This is a genomic window from Pseudomonas sp. SBB6 (assembly GCF_024213215.1).
In the GTDB taxonomy this organism is placed as follows: Bacteria; Pseudomonadota; Gammaproteobacteria; order Pseudomonadales; family Pseudomonadaceae; genus Aquipseudomonas; species Aquipseudomonas donghuensis.
The window spans coordinates 193,240-202,000 of the sequence record NZ_JANAVH010000005.1 but is presented as its reverse complement, the minus strand read 5'-3'; the positions used below and the strand labels follow the sequence as shown (position 1 = coordinate 202,000).

At 64.3% G+C, this 8,761-nt stretch carries 10 protein-coding genes; 2 read left to right on the top strand and 8 right to left on the bottom strand.

What is annotated here, in order from left to right; genetic code table 11:
* Positions 1 to 231: 231 nt before the first annotated feature.
* Positions 232 to 669, bottom strand: a complete 438-nt coding sequence (locus NLX68_RS12445) for a CopD family copper resistance protein (protein ID WP_254284235.1) — start codon at positions 667 to 669, stop codon at positions 232 to 234.
* 17 nt (positions 670 to 686) lie between these two features.
* Positions 687 to 1,877 (bottom strand): NnrS family protein, encoded by a 1,191-nt coding sequence (locus NLX68_RS12440; RefSeq protein ID WP_254284234.1) that lies wholly within the window; start codon positions 1,875 to 1,877, stop codon positions 687 to 689.
* A 358-nt stretch (positions 1,878 to 2,235) separates the two neighbouring features.
* Between NLX68_RS12440 and NLX68_RS12435 the strand changes: the two genes are divergently transcribed.
* Together NLX68_RS12435 and NLX68_RS12430 are read left to right on the top strand one after the other, a co-directional pair.
* Entirely contained in the window at positions 2,236 to 2,919 is a 684-nt protein-coding gene (locus NLX68_RS12435) for a Crp/Fnr family transcriptional regulator (protein ID WP_100782683.1), read from the top strand.
* A complete protein-coding gene (locus tag NLX68_RS12430) occupies positions 2,916 to 3,107 on the top strand; it encodes a hypothetical protein (RefSeq protein WP_010221924.1) in 192 nt (63 codons plus the stop codon). Before NLX68_RS12435 ends, NLX68_RS12430 begins: the two co-directional genes overlap by 4 nt.
* On the opposite strand, the gene NLX68_RS12425 is transcribed toward NLX68_RS12430, so the two are convergent.
* From NLX68_RS12425 to NLX68_RS12400, 6 genes are all read right to left on the bottom strand, one after another.
* Positions 3,104 to 4,942: a nitric oxide reductase activation protein NorD gene (locus tag NLX68_RS12425; RefSeq protein WP_254284233.1), complete on the bottom strand. Its 1,839-nt coding sequence runs from the start codon at positions 4,940 to 4,942 to the stop codon at positions 3,104 to 3,106. The two genes, NLX68_RS12430 and NLX68_RS12425, sit on opposite strands and share 4 nt — an antisense overlap.
* Positions 4,943 to 5,017: 75 nt before the next feature.
* Complete coding sequence (locus NLX68_RS12420) at positions 5,018 to 6,445, bottom strand: cbb3-type cytochrome c oxidase subunit I (protein ID WP_010221922.1); 1,428 nt, start codon at positions 6,443 to 6,445, stop codon at positions 5,018 to 5,020.
* Between the two features lie 3 nt (positions 6,446 to 6,448).
* On the bottom strand, positions 6,449 to 6,889 hold the full coding sequence (locus tag NLX68_RS12415; RefSeq protein WP_010221921.1) for a cytochrome c: 441 nt from the start codon (positions 6,887 to 6,889) through the stop codon (positions 6,449 to 6,451).
* Between the two features lie 90 nt (positions 6,890 to 6,979).
* Positions 6,980 to 7,216: a cytochrome C oxidase subunit IV family protein gene (locus NLX68_RS12410; protein ID WP_254284232.1), complete on the bottom strand. Its 237-nt coding sequence runs from the start codon at positions 7,214 to 7,216 to the stop codon at positions 6,980 to 6,982.
* A gap of 9 nt (positions 7,217 to 7,225) precedes the next feature.
* Positions 7,226 to 7,804 (bottom strand): cytochrome c oxidase subunit 3, encoded by a 579-nt coding sequence (locus NLX68_RS12405; RefSeq protein WP_254284231.1) that lies wholly within the window; start codon positions 7,802 to 7,804, stop codon positions 7,226 to 7,228.
* Positions 7,788 to 8,582, bottom strand: a complete 795-nt coding sequence (locus NLX68_RS12400; RefSeq protein ID WP_254284230.1) for a CbbQ/NirQ/NorQ/GpvN family protein — start codon at positions 8,580 to 8,582, stop codon at positions 7,788 to 7,790. Before NLX68_RS12400 ends, NLX68_RS12405 begins: the two co-directional genes overlap by 17 nt.
* Positions 8,583 to 8,761: the final 179 nt, after the last annotated feature.

Genomic DNA, 8,761 nt, shown 5'->3' with positions numbered 1-8,761 from the left:
AGACGACACCTGATGTGCTGGCTGTACCGGCCTCATCGCTGGCAAGGCCAGCTCCCACAGAGGTCGTAATCCAGGCAGCACTTGATGTGCTGGCTGTACCGGCCTCATCGCTGGCAAGGCCAGCTCCCACAGAGGTCGTAATCCAAGCAACACCTGATGTGCTGGTTGTACCGGCCTCATCGCGGGGCAAGCCCGCTCCTACAAGTAGTGCCCGCCTGAGTTTGGCGCAGCCTAGTGCCAATAGAACATCGCCTTGGCCAGGATCACGATCACCAGCATATGGCCAAGAATGCTGCAGCGGATCCAACGCGCCCGCCCCTGGCTCAAGCGCCCGCGTTTGAGCCAGAACGCCAGCAACAGGTAATGACCAATGATGCTCAGGGCCAGGACGATTTTCAGGCTCAGCAGGCTGGCAAAGCTGCTGGCCAACGGTTGGCTCAAGGCCGCGCGGTGATGCCAGGCCAGGCCAACACCAGCGCCATACAGCAGCAACACCACGCCATGCAGCACCTTGCGCGAACGCACCGACAGCGCCTGGTCGACCCCGGCCTGTGCCGCAACCGGCACCTGCCGGCGCGCCGCTTGCCAGATGAGCACTTCGAAAAACAGCGTGCCGATAAAGGCGATGGCCGCCAGTAGATGAATCACCAACAAATACGGATACAACATCCTTCGCCTCCAGGCGCTTAACCAGGGTGCCCGTCAACCCGGGCGCGCAGCAGCATCGGTGCATAGCGCCAGGTATACACGGCAAACGCCAGCACCCAGCACGTCCCGGCCAGCCACAAGCCCGCCATCGGCATCCACGGCACCAACAGCACCCGGCTGAGCGCAGCCAGGTTGAGCAGAACAAACGCCAGGGTCATCCCCGCCGGCGGCTGCAATGCCCGCCCGGTATGGCCAAGGCTGACCCGGGCAATCATCGCCAGGATCAACCCGGCCATGGCGCCGATAGTCAGGCAATGCACCGCCAGGCTCGGGTTCAACGGCACGCCGAAATGCCACAGGGCCATGCCCAGGCAGGCCAGGGCCAACCAGCCGTAGGCCAGGTGCAACGACCACAGCAGCGGCACCTGCCAAATCCCGCGATCGTGCCAGCGCCACAGGCGCACTACATGCCCGAGCGCCAGGGCGGCAAACAGCAGGCCGACCCCGGCATTGGCCGTCAGGGCAGGCCCTGCCGCATACAGCACCGCTACCAGCGCCGACCCCGCCAGCAACAGCCAGTCGAGCCAGGGCCAGGGCACTACCGCCTCGGTCCGACCCAAGCCGCGCTGGGTGAAGAACGGAATCACCCGCCCGCCAATCAGGCCCATCATCGCCGCCACCAGCCAGATGCCGCCGAGCACGCCCTGGCGCTGCCAGCCATCGTGGCCTTGCACCAGGCCATACACCGCCAGGCCATCGACCGCCGTCAACAACAGCAAGACCATCACTATCGGGTAGTTGCGCTTTTGCCGCACCTGCCACAGGGTGCCGCCCATCAACACCGCCACCAGCAACGGGAAGCCCAGCTCCAGCAGCGCCAGCAACGGCCAGGGCGCATTCGCCAGCCACGCCACCCGCCCGGCCAGCCACAGTAGCGCCAGGCCCGCCAGCGGCTTGCCACTCAGGCCCGGTTGCCCGGTCCAGGTCTGCACCGCCGTAAGCAAAAAGCCGGCGATGATCGCCAGGCCGAAACCGAACACCAGTTCATGCCGGTGCCAGGCCAGCCAACCGCCGGCCGGCTGCCAGGTGCCAAGGGCGCCGTTCAGCGCCGCCAGCCACAGCGGTATCGCCAACACTGCCAGCGCACAGCCAGCGAGGAACAACGGCCGGAACGCCAGGCGCAAGAGTGGCACGATGGCCAGCGCTTTACGGCGATCAAGTACTTGCATCAAGCCTCTCCTTACCTTGTTGCCGGCTCGTACTGAGCCCGGCCTCATCATCTGCCATCGGCAGGCTGCCACCCTTGTCGCACGTCAAGGCGCGCGGCGTGCAACGGCGTAGGCTGCCAATCGCTGCTGCATACGCCAGTGCAAGGGTTGTGCCCTGGCGTGATTGCGGGCTGAAGCAGGAGAAACAAGGGTAAAAATAACCCTGTCGCGGTCAATTTAACCCAAACGCCGTGGGTATTTTTCACCCTCAAGTATCAGCACGCCATAAAACCCGGGGCTTGCCGCCTGGCCCGGCTCTTGCTCGACGCCTACATCCAGGTTCGAGCCCCACCCCTTTTCCGCTTGAGGATGAAATGCCATGGTGCTTCACCGCGTCCACCACCAGATCTTGCGTACTCACCACCTGTTCGAGCCCTTGAACGACGAGCAGCTCGATGAATTGATGGGCAGCAGCCAACTGCTCAGCGTCGACAAGGGCGAGCCGCTGTTCCGTCAGGGCGAGCCGGCCGAGGCGTTCTACTTCGTGATTGCCGGTGCGGTGAAGATCTACCGTTTGACCCCGGACGGCCAGGAGAAGGTCTTCGAAGTCATCGGCCCGCGGCAGACTTTCGCCGAAGCGATGATGCTGATGGACACGCCCAATTATGTCGCCTCGGCCGAAGCGGTCGGGCAAACGCAGCTCTATCGGCTCTCGACCAGCACCTACATGCGCCTGCTGCAGAGCAACAGCCGGCTGACCTTCGCCCTGCTCGGCAAGCTGTGCGTGCGCCTGCACCAGCGGGTCAATGAAATCGAGACGTTGTCGCTGAAAAATGCCACCCACCGGGTGGTGCGCTACCTGTTGACGCAACTGATGCACGCCGAGCCGGTGCAGCGCCAGTTCGAACTGCCGATGGCCAAGCAGCTGATAGCCGGCCACCTGTCGATCCAGCCGGAGACCTTTTCAAGGATCATCCGCCGCCTGATCGATGAAAAGATCATCACTCAGGACGGTCGGCGCATCGCCATTCTCGATCGGCCGCGGCTGGAGCAATTCGAATGAATGCCCTGCCGGTATGCCTGTACTGCGAACACACCAATCCCGCCAAGGCCAGCACCTGTGAGCACTGCGGCATGCCGCTGCCCGCTACCGCAGCATTGGCCGGTGCGCGACAACAGTTGCGCTTCCTGTGGTTCTGCATCGGCCTGACGCTGTTCTGTGTGGCAATGGTGTTCTGGTTGCCACGCTAAGGCTGGGTCAACTGCCGATACAGCTGCGGCAAACGCTGCGGCAGTTGCTCAGGCTGGTGTATCAGGGCGTAGCCGTTGCTGCCGAACATGTATGGCAGGTAGGCACCGGCCTTGCGGTCGATGGTGATGCAAAAGGGTGTCAGGCCCAGGCGCCGGGCTTCACGCACCGCTTCGCGGGTGTCTTCAACGCCATATCGCCCTTCGTAAAGGTCCAGGTCATTGGGCTTGCCATCGCTGAGCAGCAGCAACAGCTTGCGCTGTCGCTTACAGCCGCCAAGCACTTGGCTTGCCTGGCGAATCGCAGCGCCCATGCGAGTGTAGTAACCCGGTTTGAGCCCCTGGATCTTGCCGCGCGTGACATCGTCATAGCGCTGATCGAACGCTTTGAGTTGCTGCATGCGCACCTGCTGGCGACGCAACGAAGAAAACCCGTACAGGGCAAACTCATCCCCCAGCGTCGACAGGGTTTCGCCGAACAGCAGCAGGCTGTCGCGGATCACGTCGATCACCCGCTGCTCATCGTTCAAGTGGGCGTCGGTGGACATCGATACATCGGCCAGCAACAGGCAGGCAAGATCGCGGCGAATGCGACGCTGCTCCAGGAACAGGCCACGCTCGGCGCACTGGCCATGCACACGTTCGACATGAAAATCCAGCCAGGCCTGCAGGTCCGGTTCGCTGCCCTGGGGCTGCTGACGCAACCACTGGCGATCCGTGCGCAGGTGCTCGAACTGCCGGCGCAGGCGCCGTGCCGGGCCTTGCAGCCGCGCCGGTAGCGGTTGGGGCATGCAATCACGCGGTTCGAGCAACTGCAGGTTGACGAAACCGGCTTGCAGGCGGCCTTGGCGATAGTCCCATTCCGGCAACTTGATGCCTGCGCCCAGGGGGATGTCGTCGACGTCCGCCGGCGGCAGGTCCAGGTGCAGTTTCAGGCCGCCACCCTTGCGGATACGGGTGCGCGACAGGGTCAACTGATCGAGGTCTTCGGCCACCCGGGCAGCGTCCGGGTCCTGGCTATCGTCTTCCCAGCGGTCGAGGTCGACGTGTTCGGTCCAACTGAACAGGTTCTCCAGGCGCACGATCAACAGGCCGCCCTTGGCCGGGCTGTCATCGATACGGCTGGCGCGTTTGCGTCCGCCCTGCTGCTGGCCGGGGGTGTTGGGCAGCTCGTTTTGCGCGTCTTCAAGGTCACCCGCCTGAGGGCTGGCAAGGTGCAGCGGCGGATACAACCACAGCGGCAGCGGCCAGGCCGCCCGTTCACTGCGCGGGAACACCTCGACGCTGCCCGGCTCGCGCAGGGCCTGGCGCAAGGCGCGTTCAAGCAGCGCAGCATCCGGGCTTAGCGAGGCCGGATCCGGGCGCAGTTGCAGGTGCGCATCGACCAGCCGTTGGTAGCGGCCCGCCATCCCCGGAAAGCGTTGCAGCAGCTCACGCGTCCAGCGCTGATTGTCCCGCCCCCAGTGGCGCATCGGCCCCGATTGCGCCGCGAGCAAGGCCAGCCAGCGATACAGCTCTTCGTTCAAGGCAGCGTCGGGAAACACTGCCAGGTGCGCCGGCAACCGCACGTTGTGCGCGTCACACCAGGCCAGCGGCGCCTGCTTACAGGTGCCGGCGATCTGCTGCAACAGACTGCGGCGCAGGAGCAGGTCACGCTCACTGGCGGCCTCCACACCGATGCCGCCCGCCCCGCCCATGGCCCTGAACAACAGCGCCAGGCGCCGTTGCCTGGGGGCCAGTTCGACCCGTGCCTCGGGGAAATCGACACTCGCCCGGCGGGTAATGAAACGATGCCAGAGACTGCCGACCCATTCTTCCAATTCGACCGTGAAGGCCATGCTGCCTCCTGTGTACAACGCAGAAAGCGGCCCGCTGCATCAGCCGGGCCGCAGGTGTTCAAACACTAATGCCGTTCACGAAGGCACTACCCTGGCCGGTGCGCGCAAGGCGGCGCGGCCACGCTGGCGAAAACTCAGCAGGTAGCACAACAGCCCCGCGAGAAAGCCCACGCCGCTGACCAGCCGCGCCCAGAACAGCCCGCGCAACTGATCGGTGGTGGACATGAACGGCAAGGCACTGCCGTCTTCGGCCCAGCGCTGCAACAGCACCTGGACCACGCCGGCGGCGGTGAGCAGCAAGGTGATCATCACCATCGACAGGGTCATCAGCCAGAAGCCCCACACCTCCAGGGTCTGCGAGCGCTCATCGGCGGCCTCGCCGAGCCCGCGCAGGCGCGGCATGGCATAGCTGATCAAGGTCATGACGATCATCGCGTAGGCGCCGTAGAAGGCCAGGTGGCCATGGGCGGCGGTGAGCTGGGTGCCATGGGTGTAGTAGTTGACCGGCGCCAGGGTGTGCAGGAAACCCCAGACGCCGGCGCCGAAGAACGCCGTGACCGTGGTGCCCTTGGCCCACAGGGTGGCGGCGCGGTTGGGGTGCTGGCGCCGACGGTTCTTCACCATGCTGAAGGCGAACATGACCATGGCCAGGAACGGCAGCGGCTCCAGCGCCGAGAAGATCGAGCCGACCCACAGCCACACCTCGGGTGCACCGATCCAGAAGAAGTGGTGACCCGTGCCGATGATGCCGGTAATCAATGCCATGGCGATGATCACATACAGCCATTTTTCCACCACCTCGCGGTCAACCCCGGTGATCTTGATCAGCACGAAGGCCAGCATCGAGCCCATGATCAGCTCCCACACGCCCTCGACCCAAAGATGCACCACCCACCACCAGTAGAACTTGTCGCGGGCAAGGTTGCCGGGGTTGTAGAAGGAGAACAGGAAGAACACCGCGAGGCCAATCAGGCCGGTCATCATCACCATGCTCACGGTGGTCTTGCGGCCTTTGAGCAGGGTCATGCCGATGTTGTAGAGGAAGCCCAGGCACACCACGACGATGCCCAGCTTGGTGATGGTCGGCTGCTCGAGGAACTCGCGGCCCATGGTCGGCAGCAGCTCGTTGTGGGTCAGCCGCGCAAGGCCGGCATAGGGCACCAGCAGATAGCCGAGGATGGTCAGCACGCCGGCGGCGGCGAACACCCAGAACAGCAGGATCGCCAGCCTTGGGCTGTGCAGCTCGCGGTCGGCTTCTTCCGGCACCAGGTAATACGCCGCGCCCATGAAGCCGAACAGCAGCCAGACGATCAGCAGGTTGGTGTGCACCATGCGCGCCACGTTGAACGGAATGGCCGGGAACAGGAAGTCCCCGATCACGTATTGCAGGCCCATGATCAAACCGAACAGCACCTGGCCGAGGAACAGGATCAGGGCGAACACGAAGTAGGGTTTGGCAACGGCCTGGGAGGCAAATTTAAGATGCGGATTGGCAACGTTCATCACTCAGCCCTCCTGGTTTGGCGGCCAGCCATTGGTATTGATGTTCGAGCTCCATTTGAGGAATTCGGCGATGTCGTCGACTTCCTGTTCGCTCAAGTTGAACTGCGGCATGGCCCGGCGGCCGGGCACGCCCAGCGGCTGCATCTTCATCCAGGCATGCATGAACGGCTTGAAGCCTTCTTCGCCGCCACGGCGCTTGAACACATTGCCCAGCTCCGGCGCAAAGTACGCACCCTCGCCCAGCAGCGTGTGGCAGCCGACGCAGTTGTTCTGCTCCCAGACCGTCTTGCCGCGCACCACCGCGTCGGTCAATTGCGCGGCGTTGCTGCGTTCGGGAAAGGTCTGTTCGGTGTGGTAGGTCAAAGCCAGGAATATCAGGAAGAAGAACACGCTTCCCCCGAAATAGATGTTCCTGGCCATGCCCTTGGTGAAGGTCTCTGACATGGTCGCTTCCTCATTGCTTGGCCTGGCCATGATAGAAAGCGCGGGGTGAAAACCTGCTTGATGGCGATCAAGAAACGCCGATGGTTTTACTCAGGTATTAGCGGCCAGGCTCAGGCCCACCAGCGCGGCCAACACCAGGGCCCAGCTCAGCAGCAACCAGCGCCAGCGCTGCGGGCCGTGGCGCAGTTCCATGAAGCCATCGGTGATCAACCAGGCCTTGGCCACCGCCAGCAGCAGGATCAGCGCGCCCTGGCCGAGCATCACCGTGCCCAGGCTCAGGCACGTCAAGGCAAGCCAGCACAGCAGCAGGAACATCGATGTCGGCATGCGCCCTCCTCACCCGAGCAGGTAAACCAGCGGGAACAGCAACACCCAGACCAGATCGACCATGTGCCAGTACAGCACCCCGGATTCAAAGCCGCTGCAGGTACCCGGGCCAAGGCTGCGACGCCAGGCCATCTGCGCCAGCCAGGCCAGGATCAGCATGCCGAGCAGGACATGGAGAAAGTGAAAGCCGGTGAGAATCCAGTACAAGGTGAAGAAGGTGTTGTGCTCGATGCCCAGCCCGGCGCTGAGCAAGTGGCGGTATTCGCCGAGCTTGAGCGCCACATAGACACTGGCCACCAGCAAGGCGGCCAGCAGCAACACTGCCGCCCGCCGCGACCGGTACTTGCGCACCTGCTCCAGGGCCAGCGCCGCCAGCAGCCCGGCGCTGAGCAGGCTCAGGGTCATCGCCAGGCCGGTGGAGCTGTCGAGCAAGGCACGGCTGGTGGCGAACAGCTGCGGCTTGAGTTGCTGAGTCACGGCAAAGGCCAGGATCAGGATGGCGAACACCGAAAGCTCGGCGAGGATGAACAGCCACATCGCCAGGTCGCCCGGCAGTTGCCGGGGCATTGGCTCAAGGGAAGTGGACATCGACCACGTCCATCAACGCCGCGACCGTCAGCGGGTCATCGGTGAGCGGCTCGGCCAGGCAGGCCAGGCACGCTTCTCGCGGGTGCATGCCGGCAGCGATCATGCGCGCGGTGAAAATCAGCAGGCGGGTCGAGGCCACCTCTTCCAGGTCGTGTTGGTCCAGGCGGCGCAGCGCCTGGCCGAGCTTGACGATCTGGTTGGCCAGAGCGCCATCGACCCCGGCCTCGCGGCGTACGATGTGCGCTTCTTCGGCTGCGGGCAGGTAGTCGAAGCGCATCGCCACAAAGCGCTGGCGGGTGCTGGGCTTCATGCCCTTGAGCAGGTTCTGGTAGCCGGGGTTATAGGACACCACCAGCATGAACGACGGCGGCGCCTGCAACACTTCGCCGGTGCGTTCGAGAAACAGCTCGCGGCGGCCATCGGCCAGCGGGTGCAACACCACCACCGTGTCCTGACGCGCCTCGACCACTTCGTCGAGGTAGCAGATGCCGCCTTCGCGCACCGCACGGGTCAGCGGGCCGTCCTGCCACCAGGTGCCCTGGGCGCCGATCAGGTGGCGGCCGACCAGGTCGGCGGCGCTGAGGTCGTCGTGGCAGGCCACGGTGTGCAGCGGCAGTTGCAGGCGCTGAGCCATGTGCTGGACGAAGCGGGTCTTGCCACAGCCGGTGGGGCCTTTGATCAGCACCGGCATGCCGTGGCGCCAGGCCTGTTCGAACAATGCCCGTTCGTTGCCGTGCGCTTGATAGAAGGGTTCGCAGCGAGGTTCTGTGAGGTCCATGGCTTACCTGGGTAGACAGCGGGTTCGACCACCACGCTAAGAGCCCCTGCGACAACCTGGCAAGCACCATGGGCGGCAAACTTGATCGCCGTCAAGCGGTCCGCGGCCTGCTCCGGCATAGCCTTTCCCGGCACCAAGAACCTGCGCTCTGTCCTGGCGTTCCAGCACATCGCAAAGGT